Genomic DNA, 25033 nt, shown 5'->3' with positions numbered 1-25033 from the left:
TTAAAGAGGAAATCCGGCCGACAATTGGTCGCGGAGCCTCGCAGGCATTCACTTTTCCGTGTAGCTTCGGCTAATTTAGAGCGGCGGCAAAAATAAGGCCGCAAACAATGGCGAGCTCGAAATCGCGCAAAACCCCTTGCGGGCATGTAAAAAGCCCGGCCTGATCGATCCTCTACGGATGAACGGGCCGGGCCGAACAAGCTTCGATTTGCGTCGGGCTGAGTTAGGCGCTCAGCATCAGATCCATGTTCTGTACGGCTGCACCCGATGCGCCCTTGCCGAGATTGTCGAGCAGCGCCACCAGATTGACTTGCGCTCCGCCCGGCGTGCCAAAGACGAAGAGCTTCATCGTGTCCTTGCCGGCGAGCTCGACGGCGTTGATGCGGGGCAGGGCGCGGCTCTCATCGAGCGAAACGACTTGAACGATATTCTGACCGGCATAATGCTCGACGAGCGCGGCATGAATGCTCTCCAGCGTCGCGCCTTCCGCGAGATCGCCAAGATGCAGCGGCACCTGTACGATCATGCCCTGGGGGAAGCGGCCGACGGAGGGCGAGAAGATCGGCGCGCGCTCCAGCAGGCCGTGGGTCGTCATCTCGGGCACATGCTTGTGGGTCAGCGGCAGGCCATAGAGGAAGTGCGGCGCGGTGATCGCATCCGGATGATCCGGATTTTCCATCTGGGCGATCATTTGCTTGCCGCCGCCCGTGTAGCCCGACACGGCATTGACCGTCACGGGATAGTCCGTCGGAAGGATGCCGGCGGCGCGCAGCGGCCGAATGACACCGATCGCACCTGTCGGATAGCAGCCGGGATTGGCAACGAAACGTGCTGCCTTGATCTTGCTGCCCTGGTTGCTGTCCATTTCGGCAAAGCCATAGGCCCAGTCGGGATGGATGCGGAAAGCCGTCGAGGTGTCGATAACGCGGACGTTGTTGTTGCCCGCCACCATCTTCACCGCTTCCTTCGACGCGTCGTCGGGCAGGCAGAGGATGGCGATATCGGCGCTATTCAGCATGTCCTCGCGCATGGCGGCGTTGCGGCGTTCGGCTTCGGGAATGGACAGCAGCTCGACATCGCGGCGGTCGGCCATGCGCGTGCGGATCTGCAAGCCCGTGGTTCCGTGTTCGCCATCGATGAAGATTTTCGGTGCCATCTTATTCCTGCTCTTTCAATAGGTTCAGAGTGTTTCCGGACTCAGTTTGCCATGCAGTTGATTCAATTTCATAACGGCCGCTGTGGAAGCAGAAGGCGGCTTTCGAAAACCGTCCCACCTATCCCGAAATCATGTCTCAACGACCGCTCGCACGTCGTTCGGCGTGGAGACCGAGCGTATACATCGCCACGGTCGCCCCCGCAATGGCGGTGATGTCGGCGTGGTCGTAGGCGGGCGACACTTCGACGACATCGGCCCCCCGGATGTCAAGCTGATGCAGCCGCTGCAGCACCGACAGGATCTTGGCGCTGGAAGGGCCGCCCGCGACCGGCGTTCCCGTGCCCGGGGCATAGGCCGGATCGAGGCAATCTATATCGAAGGTCAGATAGGTTGGTGCGCCTTTGGTATGAGAAATGATCATCGAAGCGATATCGCCGGCGCTCATATCTTCAACCTGATTGCCATAGAGGATCTGGATACCAAAATCCTCCGGCGCATGCGTGCGGATGCCGATCTGGATGGAGCGATCGGGGTCGATCAGCCCGTCACGTACGGCGCGCGCGACGAAGGAGCCATGGTCGATACGCTTGCCGTCATCGAACCAGGTGTCCTGATGGGCGTCGAACTGCACCAGTGCCAGCGGCCCATGCTTGGCGGCATGCGCCTTCAACAACGGCCATGTGACGAAGTGATCGCCCCCTAGGGTCAGCATGAAGGCGCCGCTGTCCAGGATCGTGGCCGCCTGTCTTTCGATTGCAGCGGGTGTCTCCTGATGATTGCCGTAGTCGAGCAGGCAGTCGCCATAGTCGATGACGGCCATCTCGGCGAAAAGATCGCGATTGAACGGATATTGCGGATCATTGTCGAAGATGGCCGACGCACGGCGGATCGCCTGCGGTCCGAAACGCGTTCCCGGCCGGTTCGAGGTGGCGGCATCGAAGGGGATGCCCCAAACCACGGCATCGACACCATCAAGCGATTTCGTGAAGCGGCGGCGCATGAAGGAGAGCGCGCCGGCAAAGGTCGGGTCGCTCGCAGCCGAGGTCAGGCTTGCCGCGGTAAAGGCATGGTCAATCGATGTGCTCGGCAAGGGCCTCTCCTTTGCTCGCTTGAAAGTCGTAGGCCCATTCTATCCTACCTATGCGAACCTTGTATTCTTCGTACCAGCGCTCGCGCCCGAGTTTCTGCGCAGCCAGATGCGACACCACGTTCTTCCAGGCGAGGATGCTTTCCTCGTCCCGCCAGAAGGAGTTGGTGATGCCGAAACCATCGGCACTTCTCGCGCTTTCAAGCCCAAGAAAGCCATCCTGCGCCCTTGCCAGTTCTTCCATGCGCTCGCCCATCGAACCATAGCCGTTGTCGCCTTCGGTGCGGAGCGACGCGAATGTGACGATGTAATAGGGCGGCTCGGGAGTGGCCGCGAAACGCGATGAAGTACTCTTGCTCATGGTGTTTCTCCGGAGAGCGGTCAAATCTGGAAATTCAGGCTGGAATTATAAGCCAAGATCCGGTGATTATTTGCTCGATCTAGCGGTGCATTGATATGCCTTTTTCACACAGGCGATCTGCGGCGTGGAACACTCGGCCTGCCCATCGGTCACGACACAGTAGGAGCAGCTGTCGTTGAACTCGCGACAATCGGCATTTGCGTGGAGAAAATCCTTCATGCTCTGCATATCCGCCGTCGTTTCTGCAGGCGGAGCTGGCTGGGCATCGTCACACAGAACGGGTACGGCGCTGGCAATCAAAAACAGAAGCGAAAAGATGAATCCACGCATTGAACTCTCCCGGTGCTTGTATCGGGACTTTGCCACAAAATGTGCCGCTTGCCTTCGCGGATCTGCATCTTTTCTCATGATGTAAAAGAAAAAGGCCGGGAAAACCCGGCCTTTCCAAAAATCCGATCTCGGGTAAGCGATTAACGCTTGGAGAACTGGAACGAACGACGTGCCTTTGCGCGGCCGTACTTTTTGCGTTCGACAACGCGGCTGTCGCGCGTCAGGAAGCCACCCTTCTTCAGGACCGAGCGCAGGCCAGGCTCGAAGTAGGTGATCGCCTTGGACAGGCCGTGACGAACGGCACCAGCCTGGCCGGAGAGGCCGCCGCCGGCTACGGTTGCTACGATGTCGAACTGGCCGTCACGGGCAGCTGCGACGATCGGCTGACGCAGGATCATCTGCAGAACCGGACGGGCGAAGTAAGCCGTGTAGTCCTTGCCGTTGACGATGATCTTGCCGGAGCCGGCCTTGACCCATACGCGGGCGACGGCGTCCTTGCGCTTGCCGGTCGCGTAGGAGCGGCCGAGCGAGTCAACCTTGCGGACGTGAACCGGAGCAGCAGCTGCTTCAGACGTCGTGCCGAGGTCCTTCAGGGAGGAAAGGTCAGCCATTATCAGGCGCTCCTTACGTTCTTCTTGTTCAGCTTGGCGACGTCGAGGACGACCGGCTGCTGGGCTTCGTGGGGATGGTTGGAGCCGGCGTAGACGCGCAGGTTCTTCATCTGGCGACGGCCGAGCGGGCCGCGGGGAACCATGCGCTCGACGGCCTTCTCAACGACGCGCTCCGGGAAGCGACCTTCGATGATCTGGCGAGCCGTACGCTCCTTGATGCCGCCGGCATAACCGGTGTGCCAGTAGTAAACCTTGTCTTCGTACTTCTTGCCGGTGAAGACGACCTTGTCGGCATTGATGACGATGACGTTGTCGCCGTCGTCGACGTGCGGCGTGAAGGTAGCCTTATGCTTGCCGCGCAGACGCATTGCGATGATAGAAGCGAGACGGCCAACGACAAGCCCTTCGGCGTCGATGAGAACCCACTTCTTCTCCACCTCTGCAGGCTTCTGGGAGAAGGTTGCCATGTTGCATACTCTCTTTTAGGACCCTTGGCCCGAAGGCGTCTGGGCGTTTCTTGTTGCTTGGTTTGGCGCGTATGAATGCGTGCCAAAAAAGAAAGCAGCCGGGAGAGGCTGCAATCTGCGGCGGCTTATAGATCGATTAAGGGCCAGGGTCAATATCGCCTGATTGACAGGCCGCAAAAATTATAAAGTAAAATCAATATGTTGTTTATGTGGTAAAATAAGACCACATAATTTATCGTCAGCCAAGCCGCAAAACCAGCACTCCGCCAGCAATAATGGCGCCGGCAATATAGCGCCAGATGCTGGACCGCTCCTTCAAAACGACGACGGATATCACCAAAGCGAAGAGGATCGAAGTCTCGCGCAAGGCGGCGACCATGGCGACCGGCGCCTTGGTCATCGCCCACAAGGCCAGCCCGTAGGAAGCGATCGAACCGCCGCCGCCGATAAGCCCGCGCCACCAGTTGTAACGGACGTGGGCGGCGACGGCATTGATGCCGCGTTGCGATATCGCCCAGGCGAAAAGGAGAATGGGGGGAGGGAGTGCCATCCACAGAGTATAGGATACCGAATTGCCCGATATCCGCGCGCCGATGCCATCCACATAGGTATAGGTCGCGATGACAACGGCATTGGCGAGGGCGAGAACGATCGCCCGGCGGCTGCCCTTTCGGGCCTCGAAGGCAAGCGTCAATATGCCGGCACAAATGGCCATGGTGCCGATCAATGCGCCGCCCGAAAGCGTTTCCTTCAAAATGAAGCTGCTTGTCGAGACAATAATGAGCGGTGCGACACCACGCATCAGCGGATAGACGAGCCCGATATCCCCGGCGCGATAAGCGGCTGCCACCAGTTGGAAATAGGCGAATTGAAGGATGGCCGAGGCACCGATGAACGGCCATGCCGCTGAGGCGGGCAGGGGAAGGAACGGCAGAAGGGGCAATGCCGCGACCGCGCCGCCGGCCGAAACCAGCGCCGCATCGAGCGATTTGTCGGTTCCGGCCTTGATGATCGCATTCCACGTCGCGTGCAGCAGGGCGCCGAAAAGAACGAGCGCGATAACGTCGAGAGACACGGAAAACCTCGGAAATTGGCAGGCGTAATGGCAATGCTTGGTATTTTGTGGGAGTGCGGTCCCCATATGATCAGCAATACATCGAAAAGCAACGAAATATCGGTCATTCTGACGGCTTGCCATTTGCTCCGGTCATGTCGGGCGCTGAGAATGGTGTTTTTGTTATGTTCCAGATCGCTCTTTTCAGCATTATAAGTAACTAATTTATTGGAGTATGAAGCGCGAACAAATATCGCATGTCCTGTGAACGCGAGAGTAGCATTAGACACTTCTTACTTAAAAACGACAGAGGGCTGTGTCGCCTGCAACGCCGCGTGTTGTCGGGCGTGGGAAAATCGACGCGAAAACGCCGCGCGCAATCTCTCTTCCCCTCATGAATAGAGTGGATAATTCTACAAGAGGTGAAAAATATTACAGGTAGAGCGCGCGATGCTGCTGATGAAAATCATACTAAGAGATAAGTATAGAATCGTCGAACCAAAAATTGGCAGGGCAATATCATTGCGCGAACTCGAAAATTATTCTGTGGGAAAATAATCAAATAGCATATGTTCCGCGTTCGCATTCGGTTCTCGTTGGAATTGACTATCTATGCGAAGTTTCTAATTTATATGCGAATAAAAAGCGAACAAAGATTGCATTTCCTGAGAACGCAACCCCGCGGCTTCAGGAAAATTTATGAAAGCGCTTTGGAGGGGGGCTTGAACGCAGGCGTATAAATGCCCGCGCGCGGCCATAGGGCCCAAGATGCACCGTGCCTGGGACAATCAATGGTCGTATCGAACTCGTGAGCCGTCCGTCATATCCAGCCGTAGTCTATTGCGATCAGCGTCGGAAAATCAAATCATCGTCATCGAGGTCGGTCGTCGGCCTGCATATATAGACCGGACAGGAAGCGCGATCCTTCGTGGGGAGATAATCCTGATAGGCGTAAAAGCCCATATCGCATGCGCCGCTGTCCGCAACATAGCGATCATAGAGCGTCATGTTCGGTGTTCTTCTGGCCGGATAACGCATGATGACTGCACGCTCCCGATTGATGACCGCCCTGGCCTCGGCGCAGGTCATGGACATGGAATTATATCGCGAAATCGCCAATGCCGGCGTCGCGGCCGAAGTGACGAGCAGGCCCAGCAGGATGAAATTTTTCATCTGAGTAATCCTCCCTGAAGTTGTTATAATACAATATATATACGCGGAGACCGCCATTGCGGTTTCCATATTTGTGACAAAACGCAAGTGTGATCGAGGTGGGAGGCTTCGTGATGAACCACGATAGTTATGACGATTCCTATATAGCCGATATCCTCTTGTCCGTAAGGACCATCGCGCTCGTCGGCGCTTCGCCCAATCCCGCGCGCCCGAGCAACGGTGTGATGGCCTATCTCCTGAACAGGGGATATCGCGTCATCCCCATCAATCCCGGACAGGCAGGCAAGGAAATTCTGGGGCAATGGGTCTATGCACGCCTGGCCGACATTCCCGAGCCTGTGGATATGGTCGATGTTTTTCGGGCGCCGGAATATCTCCGATCGGTCGTGGAGGAGACGATCATGATCGAGCCGCGGCCCCCGGTCATCTGGGGCCAACTCGGCGTGCGTGACGATGCGGCTGCGGCGAGAGCGGAAGCTGCGGGGGTAAGGGTCGTCATGGACCGCTGCCCGGCTATCGAGTATCCGCGTCTGGTCGCTTGACCGAGATCATGCATGACGGCTGCATTCGGCCGTTTATCGCGCGATCTCACTGAAAGATGGCAAGTTTTTTCCGCGAGCCGAGAAGCACGGCAAAGTTCGCGGTTAACTTTCATATGCCAGGCGTTATGCTTTTCCCGTTACGAACAAGATCCGGCGGGAGGAAAAATATGCCAACCAGCAACCCAGGTTTCGACACGCTTGCGATCCACGCCGGCGCGCAGCCAGACCCGGCGACAGGCGCGCGCGCGACGCCGATCTACCAGACGACCTCCTTCGTCTTTCAGGACGCCGATCATGCCGCTGCACTGTTTGGATTGCAGCAGTTCGGCAATATCTACACGCGCATCATGAACCCGACGCAGGCGGTGTTGGAAGAGCGGGTGGCGGCTCTTGAAGGCGGAACCGCGGCTCTCGCGGTGGCCTCCGGTCATGCGGCACAGCTGCTCGTTTTCCATGCCATCATGCAGCCGGGCGACAATTTCGTTGCGGCCAAGCGGCTCTATGGTGGCTCGGTCAATCAGTTCGGGCAATCCTTCAAGAATTTCGACTGGCGAGTCCGCTGGGCCGATTCCGCCGATCCTGCGACCTTCGAGGCGCAGATCGATGGCCGCACCCGCGCCGTCTTCATCGAAAGTCTTGCCAATCCCGGCGGCACCTTCGTCGATATCGCCGCGATCGCGGCCATCGCGCACAAGCATGGCCTGCCGCTGATCGTCGACAACACCCTTGCAAGCCCCTATCTCATCCGGCCGCTGGAGCATGGAGCCGATATCGTCGTGCACTCGCTGACAAAATTCCTCGGTGGCCACGGCAATTCCATGGGCGGCATCATCGTCGACGGCGGCACTTTCGACTGGTCCGCCTCGGGCAATTATCCTATGCTGTCTTCACCGCGCCCGGAATATAACGGCGTCGTTCTGCATTCGACTTTCGGCAACTTCGCTTTCGCCATTGCTTGCCGGGTGCTAGGCCTGCGCGATCTCGGGCCAGCCATCTCGCCATTCAATGCCTTTCTGATCCTGACCGGCATTGAGACGCTGCCATTGCGCATGCAGCGCCATTCCGACAATGCGGCTGCCGTTGCGCGTTGGCTGAAAGCGCAGGAAAAGGTGGCATGGGTGAACTATTCCGGCCTGGAAGACGATCCGAACCATGCCCTCCAGCAGCGTTACTCACCGAAAGGCGCGGGCTCGGTCTTCACCTTCGGACTGAAGGGTGGTTATGAAGCGGGCAAGGGGCTGGTCGAAGGTCTGGAGCTCTTTTCGCATCTTGCCAATATCGGCGATACGCGTTCGCTCGTCATCCATCCCGCCTCGACGACCCACAAACAGTTGACTGACGAGCAGAAGGTTGCCGCCGGTGCCGGCCCGGATGTCGTGCGTTTGTCGATCGGCATCGAGGACGTCAAGGACATCATCGCCGACCTGGAACAGGCGCTCGCGAAAGTCTGATGAGGTTCCTCACATAGCTTTGGCAACACTTTTTTATTGGGTTGTATTGAGGCGACCGGCGAAAAAACGTGAAAAACGGGGCGCTCGCATATATGGCCTCTTCAAATCTGACCCTATAGGATGCCGGTTACGAAGCGATCCAGCCGGGTTTCTGGACGATAGAGCGTCTTGACCAGGATCGCCGCGAAAACGGCGGTAAGCACCCCACCCATGACGTCACCGACATAATGCGTGCCGACGTAGACTCGCGAGAAGGAGACAAGGATCGCGCCGAGTAGGAAGAAGAGGCTTCGCTCTGGCATGCGTTGAAGCGCAAATGCGGCAACGATCGCGAACGCGGCCGTCGCGTGGTCGGAGGGAAAGGACGGGTCATTGCTGCGATTTATAAGTAGCTTGGTGACTCCGACATCATACGGGCGAACGCGACTGACAAAAAACAGGATGACTTGGTTGATGCCGAGACCGATGACGAAGGTCAGGCCCGCGGCAACGAGTGCGTGTCGGGTTTCCGATCGACGTTCTCCGACCCACCATTGGACAGCGACGAGAGCGATCAACAAGGGAACGCCGTAAGCCGTGATTAGGATCATCAGGCTGTCGACTGTCGGGTTTCCGGCTATGCCATTGATCCACTCTGTTATAACGACATCTAGTCCATACATGCTGGCCCCTTCTGAACTACGATTGCGATTTCGGCCTGATTGAGATGGTCGAGCCAAATTAACGAAGCGCACTAGGGCATTGTTTTCTGACGTTTCCCTGAAAGGTGGGAGCCTGGTGTGGGGCGGCAGGTCAGGATGATATGCTTTTCGGGTTCGCGCTTTATTGGGTTCGCGGAGAGCCACATAAGGCAATCGACAGGAGACATTTGTGACGACTTATCTGGCAGTGGATATCAGCGACATCGAACCGGAAACGGGCGCGCCCGCAGCCGATCGCCTCGTTTCGGGAGCCCCAATCTTTCGCACATGGAATGTTGAAGAGGCCGATGGCGGCCTTTACGTCGGCATATGGGAGGCGACGCCTGGCAAATGGAAGGTCGTCTATGACGAGTGGGAATACTTCCATATCCTCTCCGGCTACTCCGTTGTAACGTCAGACGATGGCGAGGCCTTTCATCTGCGTGCGGGCGACCGCCTTATCTTGAAGCCGGGCTTCAAGGGGGCCTGGGAAGTGATTGAAACGACTCGCAAGGATTATGTGATCCGTCTTTGACGATGCTCTTGAATCAGAACATGAAGTTCGCGTTCATGCGCCCTTTGGCGCGCTTCATTTCCTGCCGTTCCGCGATGGCCGTGATGATTGCCGCAGGTTGTGTCACTGCCGCTTCATTAAACTGTCATCAAACTGAAACAATGCGTCTTTAGAGCCAAGTCTGTCGCCGGGAGATTTCAGGCGGGGAGGTTCGTTTACCATGGGGACCTCGCGCCGATCTTCTGCTCGCCATCCTTTCATTCACTTGAGGAAGTGAGTCTACTATGCTTAACCTGAAACTCCGTTCGCTTTGCCTGACTGCAGGCCTCATCGCGGCTATGTCCGCTTCGGCCTCCGCTGCCGACATCACGGGCGCCGGCTCGAGCTTCATCGCACCGGTTCTGTCCAAGTGGGCTGAAGGCTACAAGGCTGCGACGAACAATGTCGTCAACTATCAGTCGGTTGGTTCGGGCGCCGGCATCAAGCAGCTTCTCGACAAGACCATCGTATTCGGCGCTTCGGACAAGCCCATGAGCGACGCCGACCTCGAGAAGAACGGCATTGCCCAGTTCCCGATGATCTCCGGCGGCATCGTCGTTTCCTATAATGTCGAAGGCGTAAAGCCGGGCGAACTCGTTCTCGACGGCAAGACGCTGGCCGACATCTTCCTTGGCAAGATCGCCAAGTGGGACGATGCAGCCATCAAGGCTCTCAACCCCGATGTAAAGCTGCCGTCCACGCCGATCTCGGTCGTTTACCGCGCCGACAGCTCGGGCACGACCTTCAACTTCACCGACTACCTGTCGAAGGTTTCGCCGGAGTGGAAGGAAAAGGTTGGCTCGAACACGGCTGTTGAATGGCCGGTCGGTTTCGGCGCCAAGGGTTCGGAAGGCGTTTCCACGACCGTCAACCAGACGGCTGGTTCGATCTCCTACGTTGAATATTCCTACGTCGTCGCCAACCACATCGGTTTCGCGAAGATGAAGAATGCTGCCGGCAAGGTTATCGAGCCGAGCCTGGAAACCTTCAAGGCTGCCGCTTCCAACGCCGACTGGGCCAAGGCCAAGAACTTCAACCTGATCATCACCAATCAGCCGGGCGAAAAGAGCTGGCCGATTGCTGCCTCGACCTGGGTTCTGCTCTATAAGAAGCCGGCCGATGCTGCTAAGAACGAAGAGGCACTGAAGTTCTTCAAGTGGTCCTATGAGCATGGCCAGAAGGACGCGACCGCCCTGTCTTATCTCGCGGTCCCGGACAATGTTGTCGAGATCGTTGAGAAGTCTTGGAAGACGGACTTCGGCACGAAGTAATTTGTGCTAGGCGAGAAAGTTGCGGCGGGCAGGGTATTTCCCTGTCCGCCTTTCGTGACAGGACAAGGGGAAATCGATGGCTGACGCGACTCAAATGGCGGGCTTCCAGGCTGTGAATACCTCCGCCGCGACCAGAAAATTCCGAATCCAGGATCGGATTTTCTATTTGATGACGCTTGGCTCGGCTGTTCTTGTCGTGCTTCTGCTGCTGGCAATCCTCGTGGTTCTTGTCATCGATGCCTTGCCCACATTTCAGACCTTTGGCTTGTCGTTCCTCTGGGGCACCAAGTGGAGCGCGCCGGCTGATATTTATGGCGCCGTGCCCGCCGTGGTCGGTACGCTTGTAAGTTCGTTCATCGCCATGCTGATTGCCGTTCCCCTCGGCATCGGCATCGCCATATTCCTGACGGAACTTTGCCCCGGCAGCCTGCGCCGTCCAATCAGTACGGCCATCGAGCTTCTGGCAGGCGTTCCCTCCATTATCTACGGCATCGTCGGCCTGTTCATTCTCGTGCCGCTCATGCAGAACTATATATTGCCATTCCTTATCTCTACGGTCGGCCAGGTGCCGGTGATCGGTCTGCTGTTCCAGCCGCCGGCCCCGGGCGTCGGCCTGCTGACGGCAAGCCTCGTGCTCGCCGTCATGATCCTGCCGTTCATCACCGCAATCTCCCGCGACGTGTTCAGCACCGTGCCGCCGATGCTGCGCGAATCCGCCTACGGCATGGGCATGACGACATGGGAAGTGGCCCGCCACATCCTGATCCCTTATACACGCCGTGGCCTCGTCGGAGGCATCATGCTTGGCCTTGGCCGCGCGCTTGGCGAAACCATGGCTGTGACCTTCGTCGTCGGCTCGGTAAGCCGTCTGCAATCGTCGATCATTTCGCCGTCCACGACCATTTCCGCCCAGATCGCGAACAACTTCGGCGATGCCGACGGTCTGCAATTGTCGAGCCTGATCGCGCTCGGCCTGCTCCTGTTCGTCCTTTCCTTCTGCGTGCTTGCAGTGGCGAGATGGATGATCGGCCGCGGCGACTCGCTCTGAGGAAAAAACCATGGAAAATGCAGTTCGTCAGAATCTCGTGTCGAGGCGTTATACGAAGAACAAGGTGATGATGGCCCTGTCCTTCCTCGCGGCCATTCTCGGCATATTCTTTCTCAGCGTGATCCTTGTCAGCCTGGTTTATCGTGGCGTATCGGCGCTCAGCCTCGACGTGTTCACCATGTCGATCCCGGCCCAGGGCTCGCGCGGCGGTCTGATCAACGCGATCTACGGCACGGTGCTGGTCACCGGCTGCGCCATCCTGATCGCAGCGCCGATCGGCATTCTAGCCGGCACCTACCTGGTGGAATATGCCAACGGGACCAAGCTTGCCGAGGTCGCCAAATTCATCAACGACATTCTGCTGTCCGCACCCTCGATCATCGTCGGCGTGTTCGTCTACGGCGCCGTGGTCGTGCCCATGCACGGCAATTCTGCCATCGCGGGCATCCTAGCGCTGGCGCTGATCGCCCTTCCGGTTGTCAACCGAACGACGCAGGATATGCTGTTGCTGGTGCCGAATGCGCTTCGCGAGGCGACTGCCGCGCTCGGTGCGCCGCGCTGGAAGTCCATGATGATGGTGATCTACCGTTCCGCCTGGACCGGTATTCTCACCGGCATTCTGCTGGCCATCGCCCGCATCAGCGGCGAAACCGCACCGCTTCTCTTCACTGCCGGCTATAGCAAATTCATGAATACGGGCCTGACCGGTCCGATCGCCACGCTGCCGGTTGCCATCAACACGCTTGCCGCCGATGCTGGCGAGGATCTCAAACAACTGGCCTGGGCCGGTGCGCTGATCATCACCGTCGCCATCCTTGCCCTGAACATCCTTGCCCGTGTCTTGAGTGGGCGCCGTCAATGACGCAGCCGTCGAACGATAGGAATGAGACCATGAACATGAGCGACAGCAAATTCCAGAGCGTCAACGCACAACAGGGGAAGGACGCCGCTTCCCAGTCGGATCTCGGTGCGCTCGCGAAGCTCGAGGTGAAGAACCTCGATTTCACCTATCAGAACGGCCATCGCGTTCTGAAGAGTGTGAATATGAATATCCGCAAGAACGCGGTCACCGCCTTCATCGGCCCTTCGGGTTGCGGCAAGTCCACGCTGCTGCGCACCTTCAACCGCATGTATGATCTTTACCCCGGTCAGACCGTGGCTGGCGAGATTCTGCTGGATGGCCGCAACATCCTCACCAAGGACGTCGATCTCAACGATCTGCGCGCCAAGGTCGGCATGGTGTTCCAGAAGCCGACGCCGTTCCCGATGTCCATCTACGAGAACGTCGCTTTCGGCATCCGCCTCTATGAGAAGATCTCCAAGGCGGAAATGGACGCCCGCGTCGAGGCGGCGCTGACGGAAACGGCACTGTGGAGCGAAGTCAAGGACAAGCTGCACCAGAGCGGACTTGGCCTTTCCGGTGGCCAGCAGCAGCGCCTCTGTATCGCCCGCGCCATCGCCATTCGTCCCGAAGTCCTCCTGCTCGACGAGCCCACCTCGGCTCTTGACCCGATCTCGACCGCCAAGGTCGAGGAACTGGTGTCGCAGCTGAAGGGCGATTTCACCATCGTCATCGTCACGCACAATATGCAGCAGGCAAGCCGTATCTCCGACAGCACCGCCTTCATGTATCTGGGCGAGCTGATCGAATACGGCGCGACCGAACAGATCTTCCAGGCGCCGAAGGTCAAGCGCACGGAAGACTATATCACCGGTCGTTACGGCTGATACGGCTGGACATTGCCGCACAATTTGCGAAGGCGCGCCTTTCAGGCGCGTCTTTTCGTTATATCGATAATAAACCTCCACCTACGGTGGAGGACTGGACGAGTTCTACACGGTAGTTGAGAGACCTCCTGCTTGAACCGCTGGGGTGGCCCAGACTTCGAACAAGGAGGTTTTATGGATGAGCAGACGCTCTCGCATGCGACGTGGGACTGCAAGTATCACATTGTTTTTGGCAGCAAATACCGAACGAAAAGGCTGTACGGGGACGTACGGCGTGAGTTGGGAGAACTCTTACGTCGGCTGGCACAGCAGAAAGGCTGCCAGATCGAAGAGGGTCATTTGATGCCCGATCATGTGCATATGTTGATCTCGATCCCGCCCAAATATTCGGTTTCGCATATTGTCGGCTTTTTGAAGGGCAAGACAGCCCTTTATGTTGCCAACAAATATGCGCGCAAGCGCCGCTACAAGGGTTATCACTTTTGGGCGCGCGGCTATTTCGTATCGACGACGGGCTACAATGAGCAGGTCGTCAGACAATATATCCGTCATCAGGAAAAGGCCGACAAAGCTTCCGACTTTGCCGACCTCTTCAATCGTAGCTACTAAGCGCTAACAATACCGTTTCTAGCGGTTCAAGCGCAGCGTTTCAAACCTCCACCTCTGGTGGAGGTCATGACTGAGAATGGCGGCCTTGTTCGGCACTCGCACCATTTGGTCAAGAGAAAGCTTATAGGATGGGTGTGCCGAATGAGCCGATCACATCCTCGCGAGCGTGCCCATGCGCCGCAAGGCGTGGATCTGGTCGTCGAGCGTCGGCACGAGCTCGCCTTCATCCGCTGCGGTCGCCGCGTCGGGCTCCCTCGCAGTCTCCATTTCATTGAAGACGATGGTGCAGTTGCGGCCTGCGCGTTTGGCGGCGTAAAGCGCACGGTCTGCAAAGGAGACCAGCCGGTCCCAGCTGACGGTATCGTGGGGCATGATCGAGACGCCGATGCTGACGGTTGCCGGCACCAGCGAGCGACCAGCAAGCAGCGGCACGCGGCAGAAATCGGCGCGGATGGTTTCCGCCAGCGCTTCGGCCTGCGATTGCTCGTCTATCGGAACGAAGGCGACGAATTCCTCTCCGCCCATTCTGCCGAATGCGCCAATGCGAGGCACGAACTGACGCGCGATGCGGGCAAACTCGACCAGAACCGCATCGCCTGCCTGGTGGCCATGGCGGTCGTTGATCTTCTTGAAATGGTCGAGATCGAATAACAGGGCGGCAAGCTTTTGCGGTTGTTGCTGCCCCTTGCCGACGAGAATCTCGTAGCTTTCCTGAAGCCCGCGCCGGTTCAGAACTCCCGTCAAAGTATCGGTGATGGATATTGCCCGCCAACGGCGCTCGGCGCGTTCCATGAGAAGCTTGCCATTGAGAACGATGGCGATGATGATGAGCAGCCCGTAGCCAAGTGCCATGTAGCCACGATAGATCATGGCCTGTTCCAATGGCGGGGCCATCAATACCATCGAGAGGGCAGAGCCGAAGCAGAAACAGGCGAGTGTCACGAAGATGATGCCGAGCTGCCCGCGCGCCGGTTCGCGCCGGCCATCGGCCGGGTGGACGGCAAAGGCGAGCAGGGTCGCGCCGACGGCGCCTGCGAGGTCATAGACGATAATGCGACTAACGAAATTATCGGTGACCCAGGGCAGGCTGACGCCGATCAGCCAGAGCACGGGAGGCAGGAACGCCGACCATTCCAGCTTGCGCTTGTCCATGACGCGAAATCCGACGATCCACGCGCTCTCGCCGAGCAGGGCCACGGCATTGCCGATCTGGATCGACCAAATGTCGGGAATGAGGCCTCGGGCAGCCACCAAGGCGAATCCCACAGCACTGACCGTGAAGCCGAGTGCCCAGATCAAATAGGCTGGGGATTTGCGATCATGCCTCCAGGCAAGAAGGAGAACGGTCGCCAGGGTTATGGCTTCCGAGCACCAGATGGTGAGGCCTGTGGTCATATTCAGCACGATCGGACGTCTCCGCTTTTTTGAGCCGTCGGCGCAAGCGGCACGACGATCTCTGCGATCGTTTCATCCTTGCCCAATAAGATGGCAAGTTCCTTAAATGAGTTGGTAAATTTTGCCTGTGGTGGAGATCTCCGCCCGATGGGCACAGACCTTCATGCTTCCTTCACCTTGCGACCGCGAATTGTAGTGGGTAGCGGATGGTCCGTCGCTACGGCACCTTGGAATTCGAGGAGCCGTGGTTAGAAATGCTTTGTGAACGCTTCGTGGGGCATTCGTGCTTTTTGACGTTATGCTTACGGGCGTCTTGAAGTGCAGGGCAGGGACACTCTATGTAGGAGTAAAGGATTTTTACTTCGATTCCCGGCGTCTCCGTCGCCGGGGCAAGTTTGATAAAGGACGCACATGAGAAATCCAGTCGATACAGCTATGGCTCTGGTGCCGATGGTTGTCGAGCAGACCAACCGCGGGGAGCGGTCTTACGATATCTATTCCCGCCTGCTGAAGGAACGCATCATTTTCCTGACCGGACCGGTCGAAGACCATATGGCGACGCTGGTGTGCGCACAGCTTCTCTTCCTCGAGGCCGAAAACCCGAAGAAGGAAATCGCGCTCTATATTAATTCGCCGGGCGGCGTCGTGACCGCCGGCATGGCGATCTACGATACGATGCAGTTCATCAAGCCGGCCGTTTCGACGCTCTGCATCGGCCAGGCTGCCTCGATGGGATCGCTGCTTCTGGCCGCCGGCGACAAGGACATGCGTTTCGCAACGCCGAATTCCCGTATCATGGTTCATCAGCCCTCGGGCGGCTTCCAGGGCCAGGCTTCGGACATCGAGCGCCACGCGCGCGACATCATCAAGATGAAGCGCCGTCTCAATGAAGTTTACGTCAAGCATTGCGGCCGGACCTATGAAGAGGTCGAGCAGACGCTCGATCGTGACCATTTCATGTCTTCGGATGAGGCCAAGGAATGGGGTCTGATCGACAAGGTGCTGACGTCGCGTACTGAAATAGAAGGTGAAACCGCCTCGTGATTATCCACTAGGCGGTGACTTCTACGCCACAGTTCTATCCCATTTGTGATCGAATAGGGGTTTAATGTGGAGCGGAACGCGGTAATAGTACGCATTAATGCTATGTAGCGTTTTTGTGACATAGCATTCGGCATTCGAAGGGGGATTCGTTGCCACGCAGTTCCGGTTTGGTTGCCTGGCCTGCGTTCAGTACCCTGAAGGGCGCCGCGATCTGCAAACGAGGGGCAGGTCCGGCGGGCGCATAGAGTGGACCGCGATTTCAATTTGGAAATTTGCGGCGTGCTGGAAGGAAAGTGATATGAGCAAAGTCAGCGGCAGCAACGGCGGCGACTCAAAGAACACACTTTATTGTTCGTTCTGCGGTAAGAGCCAGCATGAAGTCCGGAAGTTGATTGCCGGACCGACCGTATTCATCTGCGACGAGTGCGTCGAGCTATGCATGGACATCATCCGCGAGGAAAACAAATCCTCGATGGTGAAGTCTCGTGACGGTGTTCCGACCCCGCAGGACATCATTAAGGTTCTTGACGAATACGTCATCGGCCAGCGGCAGGCGAAGAAGATCCTCTCCGTGGCTGTTCACAACCATTACAAGCGGCTCGCTCACGCATCGAAGAACGGTGACGTTGAGCTGGCGAAGTCGAACATCATGCTCGTCGGCCCGACCGGCTGCGGCAAGACCTATCTTGCCCAGACGCTCGCCCGCATCATCGACGTTCCCTTCACCATGGCCGATGCGACGACGCTGACGGAAGCTGGCTATGTCGGCGAAGATGTCGAAAACATCATCCTCAAGCTGCTGCAGGCCGCCGACTACAACGTCGAGCGCGCACAGCGCGGTATCGTCTACATCGACGAAGTCGACAAGATTTCCCGCAAGTCGGACAATCCGTCGATCACGCGCGACGTCTCGGGCGAGGGCGTGCAGCAGGCGCTTCTGAAGATCATGGAAGGCACGGTGGCTTCGGTTCCCCCGCAAGGCGGCCGCAAGCATCCCCAACAGGAATTCCTGCAGGTGGACACGACCAACATCCTCTTCATCTGCGGCGGCGCGTTTGCCGGCCTCGACAAGATCATCTCTGCCCGCGGCGAGAAGACCTCGATCGGCTTCGGTGCGACCGTCAAGGCGCCGGATGACCGCCGCGTCGGTGAAGTGCTGCGCGAGCTGGAGCCGGAAGATCTGGTGAAGTTTGGCCTCATCCCGGAATTCATCGGCCGTCTGCCCGTTCTGGCGACGCTGGAAGACCTCGACGAAGACGCGCTGATCCAGATCCTGTCCGAGCCGAAGAACGCGCTGGTGAAGCAGTATCAGCGCCTGTTCGAGATGGAAGACGTCGAACTGACCTTCCACGAGGATGCTCTGCGCGAAATCGCCCGTAAGGCGATCGTCCGCAAGACGGGCGCCCGCGGTCTGCGCTCCATCATGGAGAAGATCCTCCTCGACACCATGTTCGAGCTGCCGGCCCTGGAAGGCGTGCGCGAAGTGGTCATTTCCGAGGAAGTGGTTCGCGGCTCCGCCCGCCCGCTCTACATCTATGCCGACCGGCAGGAGGAAAAGGCCAACGCAACGGCCTGATCCATCATCCGTGATCACGAATCGGGGGCTCGTCATCGACGGGCCCCTTTCTGTTTGAAAAATCGCACGGTTTGCTGATAAAGTCTTGGATAAGCTTATGGGAATGCCGTCGAAACCGGTTGTGAAGAGCCCCTGCTGCGGCCATGATGGCATGATTCTGGAGCATGAGGCGGATGGGGCGCAGGCCCGGCGTTTTTTCTTCGGATCTTAGCGTCGCCGGCAGTGTTCGAGTTGTCGGGCTTTGGTGTTTTGTTGTTGCGTTCCTTCTTGCAGACATGCGGGATCGTTGCCTCGTGGCGGGCGTTTCCTGTGACTTGAAATAGGCAGTGTGAAGCTCCACTTGTTTACCAAGTGAGAGAGCCGGCTAATTCCCCCCAGCCGGCAGAGAGCCCGGGAACGGGACGACGGAAAGGAAATGACATGAGTAAGAAAACGTCTGCGACACACGACAGCATTGCCTATCCGGTATTGCCGTTGCGCGACATCGTGGTCTTCCCCCACATGATCGTGCCTCTGTTCGTCGGACGGGAGAAATCCATTCGCGCGCTGGAAGAGGTCATGGGTTCGGACAAGCAGATCATGCTCGTCACCCAGATCAATGCCAGCGATGATGATCCCGCGCCGGATGCCATCCACAAGGTCGGTACCGTTGCAAATGTTCTGCAGCTGCTGAAACTGCCCGACGGCACCGTCAAGGTGCTGGTGGAAGGCCGTGCGCGTGCTGAGATCGACGAATATACCGGCCGTGAAGACTTCTACGAAGCCCTTGGCCATGTCCTGCATGAGCCGGAAGAAGACCAGGTTGAGCTCGAAGCTTTGAGCCGCTCCGTCGTCTCCGAATTCGAGAGCTATGTGAAGCTCAACAAGAAGATTTCGCCGGAAGTGGTCGGCGCCGCCAGCCAGATCGACGATTATTCGAAGCTGGCCGACACCGTCGCATCGCATCTTTCGATCAAGATCACCGAAAAGCAGGAAATGCTGGAAACCACCAGCGTGAAGGCTCGCCTGGAAAAGGCGCTCGGCTTCATGGAAGGCGAGATTTCGGTTCTGCAGGTCGAGAAGCGCATCCGCTCGCGCGTCAAGCGCCAGATGGAGAAGACGCAGCGCGAATACTATCTGAACGAGCAGATGAAGGCGATCCAGAAGGAGCTCGGCGACGGCGAGGAAGGCCGCGACGAGATGGCCGAACTGGAAGAGCGCATCTCCAAGACCAAGCTGTCGAAGGAAGCCAAGGAAAAGGCCGATGCCGAGCTGAAGAAGCTCCGGCAGATGAGCCCGATGTCGGCTGAAGCGACCGTGGTGCGCAACTATCTCGACTGGCTGCTGGGCATCCCCTGGCACAAGAAATCGAAGATCAAGGCCGACCTGAACAACGCCGAAAAGATCCTCGAAGCGGATCACTTCGGCCTGGAAAAGGTCAAGGAGCGCATCGTCGAATATCTAGCGGTCCAGGCCCGCGCGACGAAGATCAAAGGCCCGATCCTGTGCCTCGTCGGCCCTCCGGGCGTCGGCAAGACCTCGCTCGCCCAGTCGATCGCCAAGGCGACCGGCCGTGAGTATGTCCGCATGGCGCTTGGCGGCGTTCGTGACGAAGCCGAGATCCGCGGTCACCGCCGCACCTATATCGGCTCGATGCCCGGCAAGGTCATCCAGTCGATGAAGAAGGCGAAGAAGTCCAACCCGCTCTTCTTGCTCGATGAGATCGACAAGCTCGGCCAGGACTATCGCGGCGATCCGTCTTCGGCACTGCTTGAGGTGCTGGACCCGGCGCAGAATTCGACCTTCATGGATCACTACCTGGAAGTCGAATACGACCTGTCGGACGTGATGTTCATCACGACAGCGAATACCTTGAATATCCCTGCGCCCCTGATGGACCGCATGGAGATCATCCGTATCGCCGGCTACACCGAAGACGAGAAGCGCGAAATCGCCAAGCGGCACCTGCTGCCGAAGGCCATCAAGGAACATGCGTTGCAACCGAACGAGTTTTCGGTCACCGACGGCGCCCTGATGGTCATCATCCAGCAGTACACCCGCGAAGCTGGCGTGCGTAACTTCGAGCGCGAATTGATGAAGCTCGCCCGCAAGGCGGTCACCGAGATCATCAAGGGCAAGGTGAAGTCGGTTGCCGTCACGGCTGAGAATGTCCCGGACTACCTCGGCGTGCCGCGCTTCCGCCATGGCGAAGCCGAGCGCGACGATCAGGTCGGTGTTGTCACCGGTCTCGCCTGGACCGAAGTCGGCGGTGAGCTGCTGACGATCGAAGGCGTGATGATGCCGGGCAAGGGCCGCATGACGGTCACTGGCAACCTGAAGGAAGTCATGAAGGAATCGATCTCGGCGGCGGCCTCTTACGTCCGCTCGCGCGCTGTCGATTTCGGAATCGAGCCGCCGCGCTTCGACAAGAGCGACATCCACGTGCACCTACCGGAAGGTGCGACGCCGAAGGATGGTCCGTCGGCCGGTGTCGCCATGGCAACCGCGATCGTCTCGATCATGACCGGCATTCCGGTCTCGAAGGACGTCGCCATGACGGGTGAAATCACGTTGCGCGGCCGTGTGCTGCCGATCGGCGGCCTGAAGGAAAAGCTGCTCGCGGCACTGCGTGGCGGCATCAAGAAGGTGCTGATCCCGGAAGAAAACGCCAAGGATCTGGCGGAGATTCCGGACAACGTGAAGAACAGCATGGAAATCATCCCCGTGTCGCGCATGGGCGAGGTGATCAAGCACGCGCTTATTCGTCGTCCCGAACCGATCGAGTGGGATGGCACCGTGGAAACGCCTGTGATCGCAACGGTCGAAGGCGTCGACGAAGTGGGTTCTGCCATCGCTCATTGAGCCCCTTCGCCTCAATTCTGTCGAATTGACGTAAATGGACGAAAAGACCGGCATTTTTGCCGGTCTTTTTTTGTGAAAAGCGTATGGCAACGCTTGCTTTTCCTTGATTTGCAGGGCTTTTGGGGTTGCGGCGGGTAAGAGCATTGCTATTTTGCGCCCCGCTTACTGATAAGTCGTTTCATACCAGAGAAAGGGGTGGAAACATGAACAAGAATGAGCTCGTGTCCGCAGTGGCCGAGAAGGCCGGTATCACGAAGGCTGACGCTGCTTCCGCTGTCGACGCTGTTTTCGATACTGTCCAGGCCGAACTGAAGAAGGGCGGCGACATTCGCCTTGCTGGTTTCGGCAGCTTCACCGTTTCCCACCGTGCAGCCACCAAGGGCCGTAACCCGTCCACCGGCGCCGAGGTCGATATTCCTGCCCGTAACGTACCGAAGTTCACGCCCGGCAAGGGCCTGAAGGACTCGGTCAACAGCTAATTCGTTTTCACCCGCTGCGAGGCTTTAGCCTTGCGGGTGGACAAGATTGGGGCCCGCAAAAGCGGGCCCTTTTTTATGGTCTCATGCCGCATTACGCCCTGAAAGTTCAATGCCGGGCCGTGCGAGCAGTTGACAGGAGATGCGAATATTCGCGGCGTCGTCAAAGCGGATGGCTCAGTGCGCGTAGATGACCAACGATATGATGGCCTCATTTCTTCAAGACGATGTGCGTGGCCTTCGCCGTCGCCTCGTGGGCGGAGACATGAAAGCCGAGCGAAGGCAGGTCGATGCCGGCAAACATTGCCTCGCCTTTCCCGAGCACGACTGGCGAAATGGCATAGTGTATCTCGTCGACCAAGCCCGCCTGGAGATATTGGCGCACCGTGCTGACACCGCCGCCGATCTTGATATCCTTGCCTCCTGCTGCGGCCTTGGCCTGCGTGAGCGCCTCCTCGATCCCGCCCGTGACGAAATAAAAGGTCGTACCACCTTCCATGACGATCGGCTCGCGCGGATAATGGGTCAGGATGTAGGTCGGTGCGTGATAGGGCGGATTGTCGCCCCACCAGCCTTTCCAGTTTTCATCGGGCCATTCGTCGCGAATGGGGCCGAACATATTGCGGCCGAGGATGAAGGCACCAAAACCGGTATTCGCCAATGCCGCGTATTTCGCATCGGCACCTTCGGTTTCACCCTCTTTGCCGAACATCGCCTGGAATGTCTGGGTCGGGAAAAACCACTCAAACAATTCCGGCCCGCGCTTGCCCAAGGGGTCATTCAGGCTTTGCTCCGGTCCAGCCCCGAAGCCATCGATCGAGAGCGAGAATCCTGCAACACGAACTTTCGACATGCCGTCCTCCATCTAATTGCAATTTGCAACTGGTTGTGTGATAGCATGGCTCGTCCTACATTGCAATCGATTCACCAAAGGAAGCGAATATGGATATCGAGCGGCGGTCGGGGTGCCCGATCAACCTGACAATGGAAGTGTTGGGGGATCGCTGGAGCCTGATCGTCATTCGGGACATCATGTTCGGCAATCGCCGGCATTTTCGCGAACTGCTCAATCGGTCCGAGGAGGGGATTGCCTCCAATATACTTGCCGCGCGCCTAAAGCGTCTCGTTTCACTCGGCTTGATCACCAAACTGGACGATCCCAGCCACAGTCAGAAGGCGATTTACAGTCTGACGGAACCGGCGATTCAGCTTGTGCCGATGATCGCCATGATCGGCGCCTGGGGTAGGAGGCATCTGCCCGTCAGCGAAGACCTAAGCATCCGCGCCGAACTTCTTGAAAAAGGCGGACCGGCCCTTTGGGACGACTTCATGAACGATCTTAGAAACATTCACATTGCGGACCCGATCGGCGGAGCAAATGGGAGTGTCACATCGCCCGTCTTGATAAGCCTTACAAACGCCTTTCTCGAGGTCCGCGCAAAAATGGAACGCAAAGAGTGAGATCGTTTTACGCCGCTAACGGCGGGAATGCTCCGGTTCGATGACTGTGCGCAGGAACCGGAGTGTCCGCCAGTCGCACCAAATAGCGGCAAGCACCGTTTCTTTGCCTGGCGGCGTCAGAGCAGCGTCCGGCCGCCGTTGACGGCAAGTTTCTGGCCCGTGATGAAATCCGCCTTGCTCGATGCGAGAAAGACGACGGCGTCGGCGATGTCTTCCGGCTTGCCGAAATGGGCCATCGGCGTCTGCGCGAGATAGCCTTCCTTTGCCTGCGGGGAAGCCTCGGCATGACGCTCGACCGGAATCCAGCCAGGCGCGATGAGATTGACGGTGATGCCTTCCGGCGCGAGCTCTCTCGCCCAGGAGCGCGTCATCGACAGCATAGCGCCCTTGGCGGCAGCATAATTGCCGAAATTCGGATTGCCGAGCTCCGCCACTTCGGAACCGATGTTGATGACGCGGCCCGACTTGCGCGCCCGCCAGTCCGGCAGCACGGCTTGCAGCAGTTCCAGCGGCGCCTTGACGAAGAATTCGAGCTGGTCGAGGTAAGTCCGCCAGGATTGCTCCATGAGCGGCATGTCCGGCTGAGGGCCTGTGGCGTTGTTGACTATGAGATCGACCGGTCCGAGCGATGCCCTGATCTTTTCCAAACCGTCCGTAAGCTGGTCCTTGTCGATCACGCTGAATTGCGCGGCACAAGCCTGCCCACCACGCTGCTTGATAGTGTCGACGATCTTCTCGGCCCCCTGAGTGTCGCTCGCATAGTTGATGGCAACGGCCCAGCCAGCCTCGGCAAGCTCCAAGGCGATCACCGCACCGAGACCGCGAGAGGCGCCCGTTACCAGCGCTACTTTCATGGTATTCCTCCTTGGGCCTGTCCGGCCCTTTTTCCTCAATGGCGTCAAGCTTGGGCAGCAGCATATTGATGCTGTCTCTGCACCCAGGGAAAAATATGCCCATGGTGGCCGAAAGCACGTTCCGGCCACCCATTTCAGATATGGATGTTACCAGCGATGATGAACATGCGGCGCGATCAGGCGATCGTAGATCTCGCGCGTCGCTGCCATGACATCGGCCGAAAGTGGAGCGAGATCGGCGGCGGCGGCATTGGCCTTGGCCTGCTCGGCATTGCGCGCACCCGGAATGACGACGGTGACGGCATCGTTCATCAGGATCCAGCGTAGCGCAAAAGCTGCCATGCTCGCACCGGCCGGAACCAGCCTGCGCACCTCTTCCACGGCCTGCAGACCGACTTCGAACGGCACGCCGGCAAAGGTTTCGCCGACATCGAAGGCCTCGCCATGACGGTTGAAATTGCGGTGGTCGTCGCTGGCAAATTGCGTATCGCGGGTGATCTTGCCGGAGAGCAGGCCGGAGGCGAGCGGCACGCGGGCGATGACGGCGACGTTCTTGCGCTTGGCCTCCTTGAAGAACAGATGGTCGGGACGCTGGCGGAAGATGTTGTAGATGATCTGGATGCTGAGCACGCCCGGATATTCGATCGCCTTCAGCGCTTCCTCGACCTTCTCGACGCTGACGCCGTATCCTTTGATCTTGCCCGCCTTCTGCAATTCGTCGAGCCCGGCAAAAACGTCCGGACGATAGAGAACTTCGGTCGGCGGGCAATGAAGCTGCACGAGATCAAGGCTCTCGACACCGAGATTCTTGAGGCTGCGATCGATGAAGCCTTCGAGATTGGCCTTGGTATAGCCGTCGGCCACATGCGGGCTCAGCCGGCGGCCGGCCTTCGTCGCCACCATCGGGCGCTCGCCGCCGCGCGCCTTTAGCACATCGGCAATGATCTTTTCCGAGCGGCCATCGCCATAAACGTCGGCGGTATCGATGAAGGTCATGCCGGCATCGAGGGCGGCGTTGAGCGCTGCGCGGCCGTCAGCCTCGCTGACATCGCCCCACGCGCCGCCAATCTGCCAGGCGCCGAAGCCGACATCGGTCACGATAAAGGGCGTCCGTCCGAAGGCATGATGTCTCATGAGTAGTCTCCTCTCTTTTATTCATAAGATGATAGCGCAGTAGCAGCCGCCCGACAGGGCCACAAGCGCACATTGGCGATCGAGGATCGCAATCGCGTGACTGAACACGGCAGGGCGAGCCGGCTTACGAA

General features: G+C 58.3%; 26 protein-coding genes. 13 read left to right on the top strand and 13 right to left on the bottom strand.

Annotation, left to right across the window (positions count from 1 at the left end):
* Positions 1–223: 223 nt before the first annotated feature.
* The 8 genes from argC to AC13QY_RS25415 all read right to left on the bottom strand — a co-directional run bounded on the left by argC (position 224) and on the right by AC13QY_RS25415 (position 6239).
* The gene (argC, locus tag AC13QY_RS25450) at positions 224–1156 is read right to left on the bottom strand and encodes an N-acetyl-gamma-glutamyl-phosphate reductase (protein WP_113354725.1); all 933 of its coding nucleotides are present in this window, start codon (positions 1154–1156) and stop codon (positions 224–226) included.
* 136 nt (positions 1157–1292) lie between these two features.
* Positions 1293–2246: an agmatinase gene (speB, locus tag AC13QY_RS25445; RefSeq protein ID WP_113354726.1), complete on the bottom strand. Its 954-nt coding sequence runs from the start codon at positions 2244–2246 to the stop codon at positions 1293–1295.
* A complete protein-coding gene (locus AC13QY_RS25440) occupies positions 2227–2604 on the bottom strand; it encodes an antibiotic biosynthesis monooxygenase family protein (RefSeq protein WP_269245516.1) in 378 nt (125 codons plus the stop codon). Before AC13QY_RS25440 ends, speB begins: the two co-directional genes overlap by 20 nt.
* Positions 2605–2670: 66 nt before the next feature.
* Positions 2671–2934, bottom strand: a complete 264-nt coding sequence (locus tag AC13QY_RS25435) for a hypothetical protein (protein ID WP_113354727.1) — start codon at positions 2932–2934, stop codon at positions 2671–2673.
* A 140-nt stretch (positions 2935–3074) separates the two neighbouring features.
* On the bottom strand, positions 3075–3545 hold the full coding sequence (gene rpsI / locus AC13QY_RS25430; RefSeq protein WP_069616279.1) for a 30S ribosomal protein S9: 471 nt from the start codon (positions 3543–3545) through the stop codon (positions 3075–3077).
* A gap of 2 nt (positions 3546–3547) precedes the next feature.
* On the bottom strand, positions 3548–4012 hold the full coding sequence (gene rplM / locus AC13QY_RS25425) for a 50S ribosomal protein L13 (RefSeq protein ID WP_004122374.1): 465 nt from the start codon (positions 4010–4012) through the stop codon (positions 3548–3550).
* 238 nt (positions 4013–4250) lie between these two features.
* The gene (locus tag AC13QY_RS25420; protein ID WP_113390105.1) at positions 4251–5087 is read right to left on the bottom strand and encodes an EamA family transporter; all 837 of its coding nucleotides are present in this window, start codon (positions 5085–5087) and stop codon (positions 4251–4253) included.
* Positions 5088–5912: 825 nt separating this feature from the next.
* On the bottom strand, positions 5913–6239 hold the full coding sequence (locus tag AC13QY_RS25415) for a hypothetical protein (protein ID WP_113329005.1): 327 nt from the start codon (positions 6237–6239) through the stop codon (positions 5913–5915).
* Between the two features lie 113 nt (positions 6240–6352).
* Between AC13QY_RS25415 and AC13QY_RS25410 the strand changes: the two genes are divergently transcribed.
* Together AC13QY_RS25410 and AC13QY_RS25405 are read left to right on the top strand one after the other, a co-directional pair.
* A complete protein-coding gene (locus AC13QY_RS25410) occupies positions 6353–6781 on the top strand; it encodes a CoA-binding protein (RefSeq protein WP_015339469.1) in 429 nt (142 codons plus the stop codon).
* 167 nt (positions 6782–6948) lie between these two features.
* Positions 6949–8232, top strand: coding sequence for an O-acetylhomoserine aminocarboxypropyltransferase (locus AC13QY_RS25405; protein WP_113354729.1), 1284 nt, complete (start codon positions 6949–6951; stop codon positions 8230–8232).
* A gap of 113 nt (positions 8233–8345) precedes the next feature.
* Here the strand turns inward: AC13QY_RS25405 and AC13QY_RS25400 are convergent, their stop codons facing one another.
* Positions 8346–8894, bottom strand: coding sequence for a phosphatase PAP2 family protein (locus AC13QY_RS25400; RefSeq protein ID WP_113354730.1), 549 nt, complete (start codon positions 8892–8894; stop codon positions 8346–8348).
* A 208-nt stretch (positions 8895–9102) separates the two neighbouring features.
* Between AC13QY_RS25400 and AC13QY_RS25395 the strand changes: the two genes are divergently transcribed.
* From AC13QY_RS25395 to tnpA, 6 genes are all read left to right on the top strand, one after another.
* Positions 9103–9447 (top strand): cupin domain-containing protein, encoded by a 345-nt coding sequence (locus AC13QY_RS25395; protein WP_113354731.1) that lies wholly within the window; start codon positions 9103–9105, stop codon positions 9445–9447.
* Positions 9448–9710: 263 nt separating this feature from the next.
* The gene (gene pstS, locus AC13QY_RS25390) at positions 9711–10736 is read left to right on the top strand and encodes a phosphate ABC transporter substrate-binding protein PstS (RefSeq protein ID WP_113329001.1); all 1026 of its coding nucleotides are present in this window, start codon (positions 9711–9713) and stop codon (positions 10734–10736) included.
* Between the two features lie 76 nt (positions 10737–10812).
* Complete coding sequence (gene pstC, locus AC13QY_RS25385) at positions 10813–11784, top strand: phosphate ABC transporter permease subunit PstC (RefSeq protein WP_113354732.1); 972 nt, start codon at positions 10813–10815, stop codon at positions 11782–11784.
* Between the two features lie 10 nt (positions 11785–11794).
* The gene (gene pstA / locus AC13QY_RS25380; RefSeq protein WP_113328999.1) at positions 11795–12646 is read left to right on the top strand and encodes a phosphate ABC transporter permease PstA; all 852 of its coding nucleotides are present in this window, start codon (positions 11795–11797) and stop codon (positions 12644–12646) included.
* A gap of 29 nt (positions 12647–12675) precedes the next feature.
* Complete coding sequence (pstB, locus tag AC13QY_RS25375) at positions 12676–13512, top strand: phosphate ABC transporter ATP-binding protein PstB (RefSeq protein WP_095434490.1); 837 nt, start codon at positions 12676–12678, stop codon at positions 13510–13512.
* Between the two features lie 174 nt (positions 13513–13686).
* Positions 13687–14121 (top strand): IS200/IS605 family transposase, encoded by a 435-nt coding sequence (tnpA, locus tag AC13QY_RS25370; RefSeq protein ID WP_488494134.1) that lies wholly within the window; start codon positions 13687–13689, stop codon positions 14119–14121.
* A 150-nt stretch (positions 14122–14271) separates the two neighbouring features.
* Here the strand turns inward: tnpA and AC13QY_RS25365 are convergent, their stop codons facing one another.
* Complete coding sequence (locus AC13QY_RS25365; RefSeq protein ID WP_488487300.1) at positions 14272–15516, bottom strand: GGDEF domain-containing protein; 1245 nt, start codon at positions 15514–15516, stop codon at positions 14272–14274.
* 411 nt (positions 15517–15927) lie between these two features.
* On the opposite strand from AC13QY_RS25365, the gene clpP reads away from it, so the two are divergent.
* From clpP to hupB, 4 genes are all read left to right on the top strand, one after another.
* Positions 15928–16560, top strand: a complete 633-nt coding sequence (clpP, locus tag AC13QY_RS25360) for an ATP-dependent Clp endopeptidase proteolytic subunit ClpP (protein ID WP_015339477.1) — start codon at positions 15928–15930, stop codon at positions 16558–16560.
* A gap of 298 nt (positions 16561–16858) precedes the next feature.
* On the top strand, positions 16859–18136 hold the full coding sequence (gene clpX / locus AC13QY_RS25355) for an ATP-dependent Clp protease ATP-binding subunit ClpX (RefSeq protein ID WP_047627083.1): 1278 nt from the start codon (positions 16859–16861) through the stop codon (positions 18134–18136).
* Positions 18137–18556: 420 nt separating this feature from the next.
* A complete protein-coding gene (gene lon, locus AC13QY_RS25350) occupies positions 18557–20977 on the top strand; it encodes an endopeptidase La (RefSeq protein WP_113351589.1) in 2421 nt (806 codons plus the stop codon).
* A gap of 203 nt (positions 20978–21180) precedes the next feature.
* Entirely contained in the window at positions 21181–21456 is a 276-nt protein-coding gene (gene hupB, locus AC13QY_RS25345) for a DNA-binding protein HupB (protein ID WP_015339480.1), read from the top strand.
* A 208-nt stretch (positions 21457–21664) separates the two neighbouring features.
* Here the strand turns inward: hupB and AC13QY_RS25340 are convergent, their stop codons facing one another.
* Positions 21665–22306 carry a dihydrofolate reductase family protein gene (locus AC13QY_RS25340; protein WP_269245514.1) on the bottom strand — a complete coding sequence of 214 codons (642 nt, stop codon included), beginning with the start codon at positions 22304–22306 and terminating at the stop codon, positions 21665–21667.
* Positions 22307–22395: 89 nt separating this feature from the next.
* Here AC13QY_RS25340 and AC13QY_RS25335 point away from each other — a divergent pair, with 89 nt between their 5' ends.
* Positions 22396–22914 (top strand): winged helix-turn-helix transcriptional regulator, encoded by a 519-nt coding sequence (locus AC13QY_RS25335; protein ID WP_092710850.1) that lies wholly within the window; start codon positions 22396–22398, stop codon positions 22912–22914.
* Between the two features lie 116 nt (positions 22915–23030).
* On the opposite strand, the gene AC13QY_RS25330 is transcribed toward AC13QY_RS25335, so the two are convergent.
* Together AC13QY_RS25330 and AC13QY_RS25325 are read right to left on the bottom strand one after the other, a co-directional pair.
* Positions 23031–23768 (bottom strand): SDR family oxidoreductase, encoded by a 738-nt coding sequence (locus AC13QY_RS25330; protein WP_269245513.1) that lies wholly within the window; start codon positions 23766–23768, stop codon positions 23031–23033.
* Positions 23769–23915: 147 nt separating this feature from the next.
* Positions 23916–24902, bottom strand: a complete 987-nt coding sequence (locus AC13QY_RS25325) for an aldo/keto reductase (RefSeq protein WP_488487298.1) — start codon at positions 24900–24902, stop codon at positions 23916–23918.
* Positions 24903–25033: the final 131 nt, after the last annotated feature.

It is taken from the genome of Martinezella sp. CNPSo 3795, assembly GCF_057784475.1.
This window is presented reverse-complemented; position numbering and strand designations above follow the sequence as displayed.

What these genes read in the sequence shown, in the direction of transcription:
- AC13QY_RS25330 (WP_269245513.1), bottom strand. Translation starts at nt 23,768, where the DNA reads ATGAAAGTAGCGCTGGTAACGGGCGCCTCTCGCGGTCTCGGTGCGGTG.
- AC13QY_RS25340 (WP_269245514.1), bottom strand. Translation starts at nt 22,306, where the DNA reads ATGTCGAAAGTTCGTGTTGCAGGATTCTCGCTCTCGATCGATGGCTTC.
- argC (WP_113354725.1), bottom strand. Translation starts at nt 1,156, where the DNA reads ATGGCACCGAAAATCTTCATCGATGGCGAACACGGAACCACGGGCTTG.
- AC13QY_RS25405 (WP_113354729.1), top strand. Translation starts at nt 6,949, where the DNA reads ATGCCAACCAGCAACCCAGGTTTCGACACGCTTGCGATCCACGCCGGC.
- AC13QY_RS25435 (WP_113354727.1), bottom strand. Translation starts at nt 2,934, where the DNA reads ATGCGTGGATTCATCTTTTCGCTTCTGTTTTTGATTGCCAGCGCCGTA.
- pstC (WP_113354732.1), top strand. Translation starts at nt 10,813, where the DNA reads ATGGCTGACGCGACTCAAATGGCGGGCTTCCAGGCTGTGAATACCTCC.
- pstS (WP_113329001.1), top strand. Translation starts at nt 9,711, where the DNA reads ATGCTTAACCTGAAACTCCGTTCGCTTTGCCTGACTGCAGGCCTCATC.
- pstB (WP_095434490.1), top strand. Translation starts at nt 12,676, where the DNA reads ATGAACATGAGCGACAGCAAATTCCAGAGCGTCAACGCACAACAGGGG.
- AC13QY_RS25415 (WP_113329005.1), bottom strand. Translation starts at nt 6,239, where the DNA reads ATGAAAAATTTCATCCTGCTGGGCCTGCTCGTCACTTCGGCCGCGACG.
- AC13QY_RS25400 (WP_113354730.1), bottom strand. Translation starts at nt 8,894, where the DNA reads ATGTATGGACTAGATGTCGTTATAACAGAGTGGATCAATGGCATAGCC.
- clpX (WP_047627083.1), top strand. Translation starts at nt 16,859, where the DNA reads ATGAGCAAAGTCAGCGGCAGCAACGGCGGCGACTCAAAGAACACACTT.
- AC13QY_RS25410 (WP_015339469.1), top strand. Translation starts at nt 6,353, where the DNA reads ATGAACCACGATAGTTATGACGATTCCTATATAGCCGATATCCTCTTG.
- lon (WP_113351589.1), top strand. Translation starts at nt 18,557, where the DNA reads ATGAGTAAGAAAACGTCTGCGACACACGACAGCATTGCCTATCCGGTA.
- rplM (WP_004122374.1), bottom strand. Translation starts at nt 4,012, where the DNA reads ATGGCAACCTTCTCCCAGAAGCCTGCAGAGGTGGAGAAGAAGTGGGTT.
- AC13QY_RS25335 (WP_092710850.1), top strand. Translation starts at nt 22,396, where the DNA reads ATGGATATCGAGCGGCGGTCGGGGTGCCCGATCAACCTGACAATGGAA.
- rpsI (WP_069616279.1), bottom strand. Translation starts at nt 3,545, where the DNA reads ATGGCTGACCTTTCCTCCCTGAAGGACCTCGGCACGACGTCTGAAGCA.
- clpP (WP_015339477.1), top strand. Translation starts at nt 15,928, where the DNA reads ATGAGAAATCCAGTCGATACAGCTATGGCTCTGGTGCCGATGGTTGTC.
- AC13QY_RS25325 (WP_488487298.1), bottom strand. Translation starts at nt 24,902, where the DNA reads ATGAGACATCATGCCTTCGGACGGACGCCCTTTATCGTGACCGATGTC.
- AC13QY_RS25440 (WP_269245516.1), bottom strand. Translation starts at nt 2,604, where the DNA reads ATGAGCAAGAGTACTTCATCGCGTTTCGCGGCCACTCCCGAGCCGCCC.
- pstA (WP_113328999.1), top strand. Translation starts at nt 11,795, where the DNA reads ATGGAAAATGCAGTTCGTCAGAATCTCGTGTCGAGGCGTTATACGAAG.
- AC13QY_RS25365 (WP_488487300.1), bottom strand. Translation starts at nt 15,516, where the DNA reads ATGACCACAGGCCTCACCATCTGGTGCTCGGAAGCCATAACCCTGGCG.
- tnpA (WP_488494134.1), top strand. Translation starts at nt 13,687, where the DNA reads ATGGATGAGCAGACGCTCTCGCATGCGACGTGGGACTGCAAGTATCAC.
- hupB (WP_015339480.1), top strand. Translation starts at nt 21,181, where the DNA reads ATGAACAAGAATGAGCTCGTGTCCGCAGTGGCCGAGAAGGCCGGTATC.